The sequence below is a fragment of the Caldanaerobius polysaccharolyticus DSM 13641 genome (assembly GCF_000427425.1).
GTDB classification, from domain to species: domain Bacteria; phylum Bacillota; class Thermoanaerobacteria; order Thermoanaerobacterales; family Caldanaerobiaceae; genus Caldanaerobius; species Caldanaerobius polysaccharolyticus.
In genome coordinates, this window is the sequence record NZ_KE386494.1 from 928,524 (window position 1) to 942,237 (window position 13,714).

At 40.7% G+C, this 13,714-nt stretch carries 15 protein-coding genes, 1 tRNA gene and 1 pseudogene; 5 read left to right on the forward strand and 12 right to left on the reverse strand.

Annotation, left to right across the window (positions count from 1 at the left end; translation table 11 throughout):
* From CALPO_RS13325 to CALPO_RS0105475, 12 genes and pseudogenes are all read right to left on the reverse strand, one after another.
* A pseudogene (locus CALPO_RS13325) lies at positions 1-990 on the reverse strand (alpha-L-fucosidase); the annotation flags it as partial.
* A 78-nt stretch (positions 991-1,068) separates the two neighbouring features.
* Positions 1,069-1,911, reverse strand: a complete 843-nt coding sequence (locus CALPO_RS0105425) for a sugar phosphate isomerase/epimerase family protein (RefSeq protein ID WP_026486423.1) — start codon at positions 1,909-1,911, stop codon at positions 1,069-1,071.
* A 34-nt stretch (positions 1,912-1,945) separates the two neighbouring features.
* A complete protein-coding gene (locus CALPO_RS0105430; RefSeq protein ID WP_026486424.1) occupies positions 1,946-3,076 on the reverse strand; it encodes a Gfo/Idh/MocA family protein in 1,131 nt (376 codons plus the stop codon).
* Between the two features lie 16 nt (positions 3,077-3,092).
* Positions 3,093-3,800: an SDR family NAD(P)-dependent oxidoreductase gene (locus CALPO_RS0105435; RefSeq protein ID WP_026486425.1), complete on the reverse strand. Its 708-nt coding sequence runs from the start codon at positions 3,798-3,800 to the stop codon at positions 3,093-3,095.
* A gap of 22 nt (positions 3,801-3,822) precedes the next feature.
* Positions 3,823-4,695 (reverse strand): carbohydrate ABC transporter permease, encoded by an 873-nt coding sequence (locus tag CALPO_RS0105440; RefSeq protein ID WP_026486426.1) that lies wholly within the window; start codon positions 4,693-4,695, stop codon positions 3,823-3,825.
* Between the two features lie 11 nt (positions 4,696-4,706).
* Positions 4,707-5,546: a carbohydrate ABC transporter permease gene (locus tag CALPO_RS0105445; protein WP_026486427.1), complete on the reverse strand. Its 840-nt coding sequence runs from the start codon at positions 5,544-5,546 to the stop codon at positions 4,707-4,709.
* Positions 5,547-5,578: 32 nt separating this feature from the next.
* Complete coding sequence (locus tag CALPO_RS0105450) at positions 5,579-6,037, reverse strand: VOC family protein (RefSeq protein ID WP_026486428.1); 459 nt, start codon at positions 6,035-6,037, stop codon at positions 5,579-5,581.
* A 143-nt stretch (positions 6,038-6,180) separates the two neighbouring features.
* The gene (locus tag CALPO_RS0105455; RefSeq protein WP_026486429.1) at positions 6,181-7,521 is read right to left on the reverse strand and encodes an ABC transporter substrate-binding protein; all 1,341 of its coding nucleotides are present in this window, start codon (positions 7,519-7,521) and stop codon (positions 6,181-6,183) included.
* Between the two features lie 61 nt (positions 7,522-7,582).
* Positions 7,583-8,077 carry a VOC family protein gene (locus CALPO_RS13330; protein WP_051585844.1) on the reverse strand — a complete coding sequence of 165 codons (495 nt, stop codon included), beginning with the start codon at positions 8,075-8,077 and terminating at the stop codon, positions 7,583-7,585.
* A 70-nt stretch (positions 8,078-8,147) separates the two neighbouring features.
* Complete coding sequence (locus tag CALPO_RS0105465) at positions 8,148-9,221, reverse strand: LacI family DNA-binding transcriptional regulator (protein ID WP_026486430.1); 1,074 nt, start codon at positions 9,219-9,221, stop codon at positions 8,148-8,150.
* Between the two features lie 229 nt (positions 9,222-9,450).
* Positions 9,451-9,523, reverse strand: a tRNA-Arg gene (locus tag CALPO_RS0105470).
* Positions 9,524-9,591: 68 nt separating this feature from the next.
* Positions 9,592-9,969, reverse strand: coding sequence for a DUF1284 domain-containing protein (locus CALPO_RS0105475; protein ID WP_026486431.1), 378 nt, complete (start codon positions 9,967-9,969; stop codon positions 9,592-9,594).
* A gap of 162 nt (positions 9,970-10,131) precedes the next feature.
* On the opposite strand from CALPO_RS0105475, the gene CALPO_RS14825 reads away from it, so the two are divergent.
* Genes CALPO_RS14825 through CALPO_RS0105495 form a run of 5 tightly spaced genes read left to right on the forward strand, consistent with a single transcriptional unit; the run spans position 10,132 to position 13,682 of the window.
* Positions 10,132-10,296: a hypothetical protein gene (locus CALPO_RS14825; RefSeq protein ID WP_218915147.1), complete on the forward strand. Its 165-nt coding sequence runs from the start codon at positions 10,132-10,134 to the stop codon at positions 10,294-10,296.
* A 29-nt stretch (positions 10,297-10,325) separates the two neighbouring features.
* Positions 10,326-10,982: an amino acid ABC transporter substrate-binding protein gene (locus CALPO_RS13335; RefSeq protein ID WP_218915148.1), complete on the forward strand. Its 657-nt coding sequence runs from the start codon at positions 10,326-10,328 to the stop codon at positions 10,980-10,982.
* A 43-nt stretch (positions 10,983-11,025) separates the two neighbouring features.
* Positions 11,026-11,676 (forward strand): amino acid ABC transporter permease, encoded by a 651-nt coding sequence (locus tag CALPO_RS0105485; RefSeq protein ID WP_026486432.1) that lies wholly within the window; start codon positions 11,026-11,028, stop codon positions 11,674-11,676.
* Positions 11,677-11,686: 10 nt separating this feature from the next.
* Positions 11,687-12,418 (forward strand): amino acid ABC transporter ATP-binding protein, encoded by a 732-nt coding sequence (locus CALPO_RS0105490; RefSeq protein ID WP_026486433.1) that lies wholly within the window; start codon positions 11,687-11,689, stop codon positions 12,416-12,418.
* Positions 12,419-12,473: 55 nt separating this feature from the next.
* Entirely contained in the window at positions 12,474-13,682 is a 1,209-nt protein-coding gene (locus CALPO_RS0105495) for an NAD(P)/FAD-dependent oxidoreductase (RefSeq protein ID WP_026486434.1), read from the forward strand.
* Positions 13,683-13,714 lie beyond the last annotated feature (32 nt).

Genomic DNA, 13,714 nt, shown 5'->3' on the forward strand with positions numbered 1-13,714 from the left:
CATATATGCTCTCGCCATTCTTCTTCATCCACTTGCCTATCTCAGAGAGGATGTTAAGGGACTCCTCCGGTATCTCCCCTTTTGCGTCAGGACCTACATTTAAAAGCAGATTCCCTCCTTTGCTCACACACTCCACCAGCGCCCTTATAATCTGCTTCGGCGTTTTAAAGTCTTTATCTGCAGCGCAATACCCCAGTGATTGTTCATCGTTATGCACGCTTCCCATGGAATCGGATTGCCCGCTTCATCTAAAATCCCTTCAGGAGGTATTATCTGCTCTGGTGACGCAAAATCCCCTGCGTATACCTCTGGGTTGACAGACCTGATGTTGCCACCTAATCGATTGTCGATGATAATATCCGGCTGCAGCGAGCGCACCATTTTGACCAGTTCTGTGGCCTTCCACGCCTCTCCTATCTTGTCATCGTAAGAAAAGTCAAACCACATAATATCGATTTTACCGTAGTTGGTCAATAATTCCTTAACCTGGCCGTGCATATATTCCACATACCTTGAAAAATCGTGCTTTTTATCTCTGTACAGCTGGTTATCCCTCATGGGATGATGCCTGTCGCCATAGGCAGGGTAATCTTCATGGTGCCAATCCAACAGCGAGTAATAAAAGCCTACGCGCAAGCCTTCCTCGCGGAACGCCTCTACGTATTCCCTCACCAGATCTCGTCCTGCTGGCGTGTTGGTCGCCTTGTAATCTGTAAGCTGGCTGTCAAACAGGCAAAAGCCATCGTGGTGCTTGGTAGTCAGCACAGCGTACTTCATGCCAGCCTCTTTCGCCGCCATGGCCCACTTCCTGGGATCGTAGTTTACGGGATTAAACTCCTGGAAAAAGGGCTGGTAATCCTCAATAGATAACCTCTCATGGCTGCGTACCCACTCACCCCTGGCCGGAATGGCATACAATCCCCAGTGGATGAACATGCCAAATCGGTCGTGCATAAACCACATCGTTCGCTTTAACCTATCCTGATCCATTGTTCCTCCCCCTTGCTCTCGCTTTTTTAATTATACCAATAATTATACCATATATACCTGAAAAAGTTTATTTTTTACTTATTGAAATTTCAATTCTACCCCCGCTTCTCGGGCTTTGGATCGGATGTAAGCCGCCGCCATATCGCGCTCTTGCTCGCTGGAGAGGTGTTCTATCATAAGGGGCATGTCTGCATCCAAGGCGTCAAGATGCCCAAGCAGAGTAACATAGTCCAGATTTCCGCAGCCAGGTAGCACCTCATCAAGGTGTGTAGTGAGCTGACCTGATAATATGATATCTTTAGCGTGGCAGCTTTTTATATAAGGCCCCAATTTGTCTATAAAATCGCGTATAAATGCCCCGTTATTAAAATACCGCTGAGGACTGCATATAAGATTTACAGGATCAAAATGCACGGCAAAGCTTTTGCGATCAATGGCCTTTATCAGGTCCAGATAGCTATCCGCCGAATCGGGATACATCCACGGCATAGGCTCCAGCGTATAAAAGGTACGGGTAGGCTTAACAGCATCTATTATCTCTCTTACCGTGTCTACTATCATATCAAAGGTTTCAGGCGTGAAATTATCAGGATGCGGCCCATCCCATTGCTCACCGCGAGAACCTGATATATTAACACAGCAACGTGCTCCTATTCTTTCAGCCAACGCCAGCTGCTCCTGACACTTTTTTATAGCCGCCCGACGCTCGGTTTCATCTGCACTCAAAGGGTTACTCCACGCTCCCACTTCTGCTATAACAATATCCGCACTGTAGGCTGCTTTAACATAATCTTCAATGACAACATCCTCATCATCAACCGTCACAGGACAATAAGCTGCTCCATAGCCCAAATTTTTTAACTCCTTAATCCATTGTTCTGGATCAGAATAACTAGTAAATAGAGGCCCTCCTAAGCGCATACTCTATTCCTCCTCTTTTAACTTTTAATACAAGTTAAAATTTCACGTCTTCCCAACTTCCAGAATTTGCACTCCTCAAAATAGCGTCTACTACCGCCATGATATGAGCTCCCTGTTCAAATGTAGCAAATTCATGTACATCCTTTTCCATTTTTCTTCCCTCAATTATAATTTTATAAAATTGTTCTATATTATTTGCCAACGCATCATGCCATCCATCACCATGACCGCCCGGCAATTTAACAATGCTCCTGGCTTTATCGCTCATAAGTTTAGGATCTCTCATAAGCATTTCGTTTGGAGCATCCCTGTGCCCTATCCATAGAACATTGGGGTTTTCTTGATCCCAACACATAGATGCTTTTGAACCATCTATTTCAAAGCTTAATCTATTTTTTCTTCCAGCGCTAACCTGCGACACATAAAAGACACCCCTTGCACCATTGGCAAAGCGCACCATCACAGCACCATAGTCCTCGGTATCCACTCTATAATTTATCAGCGTACCACCCGTACCATCAGGCTTTTTCCTGTACTCAATTATAGTAGCTAAATCAGCAAACACCCGGGTTATCCGGCTGCCGATAATCGTTTCCACCGTATCACACCAATGGGATCCTATATCCGCAATAGCCCTGGAAGACCCGCCATAATCCTTTTGGATTCTCCAGTCATAATCCGTATCGTAAAGCAACCAATCCTGTAAATAATGGCCATGCACCAGGTAGACGTCTCCTATATCGCCTTTGCTCACCCTTTCTCTCATCTCTTTAACCAAAGGATACTGTCTGTAATTAAAATTAACAGCATTCGCCACGCAGTACTCTTTAGTTAACTCATATAACGCAAACGCCTCCTCAAATTTAGTAGCCAGGGGTTTCTCAGAAAAAATGTGCTTGCCCGCTTGTATAGCAGCACGGTTTATGGCAAAATGCATGTTATTCGGTGTGCAATTATGGATAACCTGTATATCTTCATTTTCTATAAGTTCCATATAATCATCGTAGTATTTATCAATATACAGTTTCTGAGCGCGTTGTCTAGCCACTTCTTTATTTGATTCCGCAAGCGCTATTACTTCTACAAACCCTAACCGCCTTAATGCCTCTATTTGCGCCTGCCCGATAAAGCCAGCACCTATAACACCTACTTTTATTTTGTCCATGGCTTTTCCCTTCCTATTACAAATCCATTGGTTCACCCTTATAATTGATAAATCCGTTGTTGTTATCAGATACCTTACGCAAACCCGTCACTATACTATAAATGCTTTCGGCGGATTCCTCTGGTTCTATTTCCGCAGTAGTGCGCCCCATGTCCGTATTCATCCTGCCAGGGTGTACAGCATAAACTTTATATTTATCGCCCACAGTAGCCCTTAAAACAAACACCGCCTTATTGGCAGCGGCTTTTGATATGGAATAAGCAGGAAAATTCATGCCGTTATGTGAAACACTCCCGGCTTCAGACGTAATAAACAGCAATAACCCCTGGCCGTCTGATCTCATACATGGCAAAAAGTGTTTAATGACATTTACCGTACCTATAGTATTAATTTCAAGGGTTTTCCTAAGTTCTCCTATATCCATTTCACTTATAGTGTTATTTCTATCTCCTGGCAATAATATGCCAGCACAATTTATAAGGCAATCAATAGCGTTATTTTTTGCAAAACCGACTCTCATGGCGGCTTCTTTAACTGACAATTCATCAGAAACATCCAATTCAATCACGTCCACATATTGGCTTAGCTCTTCTTTAACTTCCTCGATACGGGAAAGATCATCTCTTCCGTATACTCCAGCAAACACGTGATGACCTCTCATCGCAAAAATCTTAACAAGGCATAAGCCCAATCCCTTATTGGCACCTATTATTACAACATTCATTTTCATCACCTCAAAGAGTAATTTAATCTACTTTCCCCCAGCTGGTGGTCTTAAGCAAAAACATCGTAAGAACAAGGGTTATGACTAACATTATCCATGCCATTGCAGACGCATACCCCATATGCTGGTACAAAAACGCATTCTGATACAAATATAAAGCGTAAAAATTAGTGGAATTGTTAGGACCTCCCTGGGTAATAATAAAAGCTTCTGCAAAACTTTGAAATGCATTAAGTATAGCTGTTATCACATTAAAAAGTATAACAGGTTTAAGCATCGGTAGCGTCACATACCAAATCTTATGCCACGTAGTACCGCCGTCAATATCTACTGCCTCGTAAAGTGTCTGTGGAATATCCTGCAACCCAGCTAAAAAGATAATTATATAGTTTCCACCGGCCCAGACAGCCATCAATATAAACGCTGGCTTTGACCATGTTAAACTTGCAAACCAACCGGGCCCTGGAATATGAAAGAAATTTAAAACTGTATTAACCAGCCCATTGTCGGGCTGAAGCAACCATATCCACAATATGGACAAAATAACCGTAGGTACCAATGTGGGAATGAAAAAAATTACGCGGAAAAACGAAACCCTTTTTAATCTCTTATCATTGAGAGCTATGGCGATTATAAGTGTAGTTATCATAGTCAACGTTACACCGAATACAATCATATACAGCGTATTATAAAGCGATGTATAGAATAACCCATCTTTAAACAGTTGTATATAATTTTGCAATCCGACAAATTTAGGCGACGATATAACATTGTAATCAGTCAAGGAATAATAAAACGAACTTAAAATCGGATACAAGGTAAATAGCATAAACCCTACTATCCATGGAGAAATAAATAACAAGCCATTTATCATATTTCGCCTAGATTCTTTCACTTTTTACACCCCTATTCCTTTAAAGCTCCAAACGAAATACCCTGGATAAAGTACTTCTGTAAAAGGAAGAATAAAACTAATACAGGCACCGTCATTATCACACCCAAAGCCATAAGAAGTGTCCATCTAGGATCGTTGGCTGACATTATCTGCTGTACACCTATTGAAAGCGTATAAAGCTTGTTGTTATTTAAAAATATCAAAGGCCCTATAAAATCATTCCAGCGAAATAGGAAAGTAAATATAACAACCGTGGTAATAGCGGGTTTAGCCATAGGCATTATTATATGCCAAAATGTTTGAAATTCATTAGCACCATCAATCTTTGCCGATTGAGATATCTCAAAGGGTATTCCTATGAAAAATTGTCTGAGCAAAAATATATAAAAAGCATTTCCAAAAAATGATGGTACCAATAGCGGCAAAAAAGTCCCTATCCACTTAAACTTTTGAAAAAGCAAAAATTGAGGTATCATGACTACTTGAAATGGCAACATCATGGTTATTAACACCATTATAAATACAGCATCTCTGCCTTTCCATTCAATTCGCGAAAACCCATAAGCAACTAGCGAGCTTGAAATCACACTTCCTATTATATTGACAATTATTATATACAACGTATTTTTAAGGTATAAGAAAAAAGGAAAATCACTTAATGCTACTACATAATTGTTCCATTGTAGTTTTTTAGGTATAAACACCGGGGGACTGGCGAACAATTCCTGGGTCGTCTTAAGTGAACCGCTAAAAAGCCATAGAAAAGGCACAATATACGCCACCGCAAGCAGCACCAAAATCAAATAAAGAATTAATTTTCCTACAATATCATCTTTCCTATCCCATTTCATCCCTATCTACTCCATTTCTTATAAATCTCGCTTTAATCATCATTCTCAAGCAACTCTACTATGACTTTAAGGTCCTGCGTACAGTCAATATAGGAATACCTACCACCTGTATACTCACCTTTTTGAATCAGCGGCATCCCCATCTCTGCGAGTCTACGTACTTTCCCTTGCATATCCTTTATCACAAAAGCAATGTGGTGCACACCTTCACCTTTCGTATCGAGAAACTCGCGCCACGTTGAAGGCTCTTCATCTGGCTCTATCAGCTCGATGTCTAAAGTATCACCTACTTTGAAAAATGCCAGCTTGGCTCGGGCAGCAGTTGGTTCACCTTTATACTGTGTACCTGTTTCCTCATACGTACCTGTAACTATAATCTCAGGAACATCTACGCCCAGAAAAGCAGCATATTTTTCTGCCGTCTTCTTTATATCCCTTACAATTATGCCCACCTGGGTAACTATTTTTGTACCTAAAACACTGTTATTCATTACAAATTTTCCTCCCTTATATATATTTCCTTGCCTACATCACAAAATCCCGTCATAAGGTTTAAGGCCAACTTATTGAAAATGTTACCATAAATAGCCTTAAACCTTATGATCAAGCGTAAAAAATAGAAAGCGTATTCTTGTTACTTACTTCTATTCACCATACCCTGTAACTTCTGTTCCTCTTCTTTGAGAAGAGTTGAAGGATCAGCCCCTGTATAAATTACCTTGTCTCTTATAGCTCTTAAGTCATCGCTCATTTGCTTAGAAACACTTGTCAACGCAGTGTGTCCAGAATTAGGATTGGATGCAATATCTAAAATAGTAGGATATAATGGATCTTTTTCTTTCACAAGGGTAAGATCTTTTACCTGATCGGGTAACGCAGGAACACTTCTCCACGTTTTTACATTGTCATCTTCTATTCTAGCCTGTTCTGCAAAGAGGATAAAATCCATAGCGCCTTTAATATTTTTCGCTCCTTTTGGAACCGCAAAAACATTTGTACCAAGATTTGAACCGCCATACCTTCCTCCAGAAGGAGCAGGTATAGGTGCAATACCATAATTTATCTTGGGTGCATAAATCCTCAGGGCATTGGTAAACCAGTTGCCATTAATAGTCATGGCCACTTTGCCTGTCATAAACGGATGGCTTGGCGAAAAAGCGCCCCCAAAACCCGACGTGAAAGATTTAATCTTTTCCGGATCATACTGCTGAGCATACTGCTTCTCCCATGTCAGTACAGCCGCCATCTTGCCGTCAGTAAGGTTAATCTTATTGGCATTTACATCGTAAAAGTTAGCTCCAAACATATAGCCCCACATATAAGCATCGTCACCAGCATCAATCCAAGGTATAAATCCCAGACGCTCTATTTTCCCACCATTAATTTTGGTAAGTTTCTTAGCCATAGCATCCAATTCATCAATTGTCTTAGGCGGCTTGGACGGATCAAGTCCTGCTTCTTTGAAAAGATCTATATTATAATACAACAAGTTTACATTAGTATCCTGAGGGAACAAATAAGTTACATCTTTGTATTTCATAACATCTTTAAAAACAGGATTTACCTTTGATTCATCAAAACCTGCATCTTTTAAGGCATCATCAAGAGGTAAAAACGCGCCTTGCACCGCCAGCGAATACGCCGACGCATAATCAGACGTAACTATTAAATCAGGCACATCGCCTCCGGTTATAGCAGCCATTAATTTCCCGTTGGAAATACCTGCGTCAGGTGGAACGTAAGTAGCCTCCACTTTATATTCAGGATGAGCTTTCTCAAACTCACTTATCCTCCATTTATCCCACTTCTCTGAATCTCCACCCCACGGATACCAATATTTAATCACTTTGGTCTTTGCAGAAGAGGTATCCCCCTTCTGAGCACTTTTGCCTGTATCATTTGATTTACTGCAACCAGATAAGGCAACCGTAAACATAAACAACAGGCACAAAACTAGCAAGCTTAACTTTTTCATAATAGTTCTCCTCCACAAAATTGATTTATAATCAACCAGAAAGGTTGACTTTTTACACAAATTAAGCATTATTCCCACTCGTGTGCTTTTTAACTTTATCGCTATTATCTTCGTTGCCGTGTTTTATGTTTACCCTGACTCCTAATTGATCCTCGCTATCCATAAACCAGTAACTGCTAGTAGGATAATATCCCACCTGGATTACATCAGCACCTACTTTCTTTAAAGCATTGAGAGCGTTATCCAAATTTTGAACTTCTATGCCAATATGGTGTACTCCTTGTCCATGCCGTTCTAAAAATTCCCGCCAAGAGCTAGGCCCTTCTCCTGGCTCTGTTAATTCCAGTACAATCGGTCCCATCTGGAAAATACAAATCTTTGCTTTTGGTGAAATAAGTTTTCCGTGATAATAAACAGGCACTTCTTCTGCCGGCGGTACAGTGAAAATTTCGGGCATTTCCATGCCAAACAACTCAGAATAATTTCTGGCTGCTGCTTCAATATCCTTTACTACAATGGCAATCTGACAGATTACATTGCTATCGATCTTGCTCAAAAGAATACCTCCCTTATTTTTGAACGCGCGTTCATAATACAAAATAAAAATAAATTCCATGAACACGTGTTCATTTACATGTAGATTTTACTTCTTTACACGAGTTCCTGACTATTAACTGCCCCCCAAACTCCAATACCACCCCCTTCACAGAATCAGCCTTAACACACTCTACTACTTTCTGCGTTAATGTGCTAAGAACCTCCTGGAAATCTACTCGAAAAGTAGTAAGCGGAGGATCAATATAAGCGCTAAAGTTTGAGTCATCAACACCGACTATTGAAACATCATCAGGAATAAGAATACCTTTTCTCTTTAATGCATCAATCACACCATATGCAATAGTATCATTTGCGCAAAATATTGCTGACGGAAGTTCATACCCGCTTGCCAAAAATTCATCCATCAACTGCTTGGCCCTAAAACGTTCAAACCCCGGAAAAAGCATCCATTGATCACGTATCTCAAGTCCATATTTCTTCATGCCACGGATAAAAGAATTATACCTTTGCATACCACTAAAACGTTGTAAATCGCCATGAATTCCCATAATCTTTTTATGTCCTAACGACACCAAATAATCCACTGCTTGTTCTCCAAACTTATCATCAAAGTTTGCAACGACACAATTTATTTCTTTTCTTCCCTTTACATTATAGTCCAATACCCCTACAATAAAACCTTCTTTAATTAATTCTTCAATTACAGGTTCGTTATCAGAACATCCTATAAAAATACCTGCATCAATGCGTTTCTGATAGAATATCTCTTTAATCATTTTTATATTATCCGGTTGTTTGACTTCGTGTATAATATTGATCAACGTAAAAAAACCACTATGAGAAGCTGCTTCCGCTATACTCGCTAATATAAAATCAGCATGAGCATCTTCTTTAAAATAATTTATACCAGGACTATTTATTACAAAAAATAACCCTATTGTATTAGTCTTTTTTCCCGTCAATACCCGTGCAGCACTATTCGGAGTATAGCCATATTGCTCAATTATTCTTAATACCTTTTCCCTTTTACTCTCACTTACATTTGGATAATTGTTTACAACCCTACTTACCGTACTCCGAGAAACTCCCGCTAGCCTTGCTATTTCTGCACTGTTAAAAATCCTCTTATTATACTCCTTCATTTCTCCGTGAACCCGCTTTCAAACTGCCGTATGCATTGTCTTAACTGCTTTAATAATAATCTATACGTAAAACATTTTCAATGCTCATTTTTTCGCAAAATCCTTCGATTTTACTAAAATATCTGCAGGTTCCGCGCTTTTCCTTGATATTTCTCACGATTTCTTCGCTTCATGCTTTTTATCAAATGCACGAAAGCCCTCACGTTAGTTCCGTGAGGGCTTTTTGCTGTGCGCCTGAAAGGAATCGAACCTCCGACACGTGGTTTAGGAAACCACTGCTCTATCCACTGAGCTACAGGCGCATCTTCTATCGACAGGAGATATTATATAGCATTAATGCATGTTTGTCAATAACTTTTGAAAAAAGATTTTATCTCATTCTATTACATACTTTTTGCCAGTCACAGCCGTTACAAAAATCCCAGAACCATGAGCGGGAAATGCTATTTACCTTTTGTTTGATCTCGTTCCAGACTACCTCCTGACTTGATTCAATGCATAGATGATTTCTGGCTTTGTCATCCATCTCTTTTATCTCCTCATCGGCTCCTTCCTTATGGGTGCAAATATCTCCCTTTAGATAGGGGCAAGCACTGCAAACATCATCAGGACCTTCTACTACCTTTATTTTTTCACCTTTTTGCACCATATCTAACAACTGCTTGACATTGTCTATAAAATCACCACTGTAGCCTTCTCCCTGGAAAAAATTAAGGCATATGAGGTGATGTCCTCTCAATCGCACCATAACTTTCATCTCCCTATCATTCTTCGCTGTTATACGGACTAGAATGAGCTTTTCTTAAATTAAGTATAAATAATTTGCTAAAAAAGTCCAGCTTTTGATTATTTACAACTTTATTGTGATAAAGTATAATAGGGCTTGAAAACAAAGAGAGGAGAAATGGGAATGAAAAAATTACTCATATTCCGCAAGGCTTTTTTTATCATGACTGCTTTTACTTTAATTGCAGCTATATTATCAGGCTGTGGGGCTAACAATGCATCTAATGCCTCAAAAGCTGCCAGCAAAACAGATAACTCTCTGGAAAGGGTAAAAAAGCTGGTAAACTAACCATCGGCATTGACGATGCCTTTCCTCCCATGGAATTTAGAGACGAGAAAAACCGACTGGTAGGGTACGACATCGACCTAGCCCGGGAAGCCGGCAAACGGCTGGGTGTAAAAGTAGAATGGATCCCCACAGACTGGAACGGCGTAATCCTGGCGCTTAATTCCGGAAAATTCGATATAATATGGTCGGGTATGAGCATAACAGAGGAAAGGGCAAAAGAAGTGGATTTCAGCCCTGCATATATAAACGAGTCACAGGTAGTAGTGGTAAAAGCGGGGAATGAAAAAATCAAAAACCAGGACGATTTAAAAGGCAAAGTGGTAGGAACTCAGCTGGGCAGCACAGGAGAACAAGCAGCTAAAAAGCTTAAAGGCTTAAAAGAGTTAAAAAAGTATTCCAAGTACACCGAAGCTTTTCTGGATTTAGACGCAGGAAGGCTGGATGCCATTGTGGTTGATGAACTGGTAGGAAGGTACTACATGACTAAGAGGTCAAATCAGTTCAAGGTAGTATTTTCCCTGGCAAAAGAACCCTTTGGCATCGCTTATAGAAAACAGGACAAAGAGCTGCAAAAGGCCTTAAATAAAGTCATGGAAGACATGAAAAAAGACGGTACCATGGCCAGAATATCTAAAAAATGGTTTGGCGAAGACATATCTACGTGGGAACAGCCTGATGCCCTTTGATACGTTCAAAGGGCAAAAATTATTGTATTAAGAGGTGGACAGTATGGACTACAAGTATTTTTTAAGCCTGATTCCTGTCCTAGGAACAGGCGCGATCATGACCATTGAGCTCACGGTGCTCTCAATTATAATCGGTACAATTTTAGGATTAGTTCTGGCATTGATGAGAATTTCCAATAATTTTATAATATCCCGTCTATCTGGGCTTTACATTTACATCATGAGGGGCACACCGCTTCTTTTACAGCTGTTCGCTATATACTATGGACTACCCAGCCTGGGAATAAAATTAAATCCCTTTCCTGCAGCGGTCATAGGTATGAGCCTAAACTCCGCGGCATATATAGCTGAAATAATAAGGGGCGGTATACAATCCATAGACAAAGGACAGATGGAAGCCTCTAAAGCTCTGGGTATGACGTACTTTCAGGCCATGAAGAGAGTTATTCTACCCCAGGCGTATAGAAGGCTTATACCACCTATGGGGAACGAATTTATCGCCCTTTTAAAGGATTCATCGCTGGTTTCAACTATAGCCATGGTAGACCTGATGCGCACGGCGCTTCAGATGTATTCCAATTCATTTAAGCCCGTAGAAGTATTTACACTGGCAGGTCTTTATTACCTATTGCTTACATCAGTATTTACGTTGATTTTCGGAAAGATGGAAAGGAGGTACTCTATATATGAGTGACAGCGCGCCTGTGATCTCTGTAGACAATCTGCGTAAAACCTTTGGCAAAAACCAGGTCTTAAAAGGCGTAAATTTAAGTGTAAAAAACGGCGAAGTTCTTGTCATAATAGGGCCCAGCGGCTCCGGGAAAAGCACGCTTTTAAGGTGTATAAAGGGCCTGGAAAAACCTGACGAAGGCCACATATATGTAGAAGGTCAGATTCTGAATGATAAAAGCAAAAACTACCGGATGTTGCAGCAACAAATTGGCATGGTCTTTCAGCATTTCAATCTCTTCCCCCATATGACGGCATTGCAAAACATAATAGAAGGACCTATAACGGTCAAAAAAACTCCAAAGAAAAAAGCCGTAGAACAAGGGCTATACCTTTTAGAAAAAGTGGGATTGTTGGATAAAAAAGACGAATACCCGTCAAGGCTTTCAGGAGGTCAAAAGCAGAGAGTAGCCATAGCCAGGGCTTTGGCCATGCAACCAAAAATAATGCTGTTCGATGAACCTACATCAGCACTGGACCCCGAACTCGTGCAGGAAGTTCTAAGGGTGATAAAAGAACTGGCCAGGGACGGCATGACCATGATTGTGGTGACCCATGAAATGGAATTTGCAAAAGAAGTGGCAAATAGGATAATTTTCATGGATGATGGATTGGTGCTGGAAGAGGGATCGCCGGACAAGATTTTCGCCAATCCGGAACACCGGCGAACCAGGAGCTTTCTTGGAAAATTTATTTTAGCACAATGATCACCATTGACCAAAAAAATCGTTAGCTTATACTGGTAAGTGCGGAGGTGATTTTTTGAAACATTTTGTTATTATAGGCAACGGTATAGCTTCGATTTCGGCAATTGAAGCAATTCGGCAAATTGACCAGCGAACACCTATCACTATAATAAGCGAAGAACCCTATCACACCTATTACAGGACGCGGCTCTCTCATCTTTTAGGCGAAAATCCAGACGCAGATAAGCTGCTGATCCACAAACCAGCGTGGTTTGAGGAGAACGGCGTAACTGTTTTTCTAAGCCGTAAGGCCACATCCATTGACTTCCAAAATAAATCCGTGAAATTAGACGATGGCAGTAAGCTGGAATACAGCAGCCTACTATTGGCTACAGGAAGCTATCCCTTCATACCGCCGGTTCCCGGGGCAAATTTAAAAGGAGTTTTCAGCATCAGGACACTAAACGACGTAAAAAGCCTATATCAATACATAGTAAACAAAAATACAGGAGCAGTAATAGGAGGTGGAGTTTTAGGACTGGAAGCCGCATGGGCACTGGCCAGCAAGGGAAAGAAAATATACGTCATCGAAAACGCACCGTACATACTGGTAAAGCAGCTCAATAAAAAAGGCTCTGAAATCATCCAGGCTATGGGCGAAAAAAACGGTATATCTTTTGTCGTCCCAGCTCAGCTTAAAAAAATCACAGGAAATGAGTTCGTCTCTGGCATAGAGCTGGCAGAGTTCACGAGTATACCTGTGGATTTCGTAATCTTCTCTACAGGCGTAAGGCCTAACACGCTTCTATTAAAAGACAGCCCTGTAAAGGTAAACAGGGGCATTGTGGTAGATCAATTTATGAGGACAAACATAGAAGGCGTTTACGCAGCTGGGGATGTAGCAGAATATGAGGGACGTTGTTACGCAATATGGCCTGTAGCCGCAGAGCAGGGCAAAGTAGCCGGTGCAAATATGGCCGGAAAACCCATCATTTACAATGAAATGATACCCTCCAATTATCTTAAAGTATTTGGCATTAACATGTTTTCCATCGGCGACATTTTCGGTGACGATTCTGCCAGTTTTGCTGTTGAAGAAATTGACGAAGAGAAGAATGTATACAAAAAAATATTCTTCAAAGACAATGTGCCAGTAGGTGCTATACTAATAGGTGATATAAAAGCATCCAGCGCCATATCAGCGGCTATTAAAAGTAAAAAAGCCATGTCTAGCGAATTTATAAAAAAACCTTCATTTACATCTTTTCTCGAAAACATAAACTGAGCATAAAAACAGGATGAAGGGCCTCACTTCAC